The sequence below is a fragment of the Arthrobacter sp. Y3225116 genome (assembly GCF_059091245.1).
Genome location: NZ_JBNHGL010000535.1, coordinates 1 through 611, shown reverse-complemented (window position 1 = coordinate 611; position 611 = coordinate 1). Strand labels below are relative to the sequence as shown.

Genomic DNA, 611 nt, shown 5'->3' with positions numbered 1-611 from the left:
GACGCGCGCGGCGTCGGTCGAGCCTTTCAGGCCGTTGGCCACGAAGGCGAACACCAGCAGGCGTCCGTCGGCGCTGGCCACATAGCCGCTGAGCGACGTCACGGTGTTCAGGGTGCCGGTCTTGGCCCGGACCAGCCCGGCGCCGGCGGGGTTGTTGTCCAGGTAGCGCCCGGACAGGGTGCCGGTCAGGCCGGCGACCGGCAGGGAGCCGATCCCGGCCCGCAGGTCCGCGTCCTCGGAGGAGGCCATCAGCCTGACCGCCGCGGCCAGCTGGGCAGGACTGACCCGGTTCTCCATCGACAGGCCGCTGGCATCGGCGAGCACCATGCCCTCCACGGGAATGCCCGCCAGGGCCGCCGCCTCGCGGACGGCTTCGGTGCCGCCCGCGAAGGAGCCGGGCTTGCCCGCCGCCACGGCCGTGTTGCGCGCGAGGACCTCCGCCACGTAGTTGTCTGAGTGCTGCATCATGTAGGCCACCTGGTCGGCCACCGGCGCGGAATTTGCCTCGGCCAACACGTCCGCGTCAGCCGGTGCCGCCTCCCGTGCCACCGCGCCCTTAACGGTGAGTCCCTGCACGGCCACGGCTTCGGCCAGCGCGTCGCGGAACGCCG

General features: G+C 73.2%; 1 protein-coding gene. It reads right to left on the bottom strand.

All coding sequences use genetic code 11. The features are described 5' to 3' along the window. A partial coding sequence (gene dacB, locus AC5RV2_RS18820; protein WP_494093593.1) for a D-alanyl-D-alanine carboxypeptidase/D-alanyl-D-alanine endopeptidase occupies positions 1-611 on the bottom strand: 611 nt, incomplete at both ends.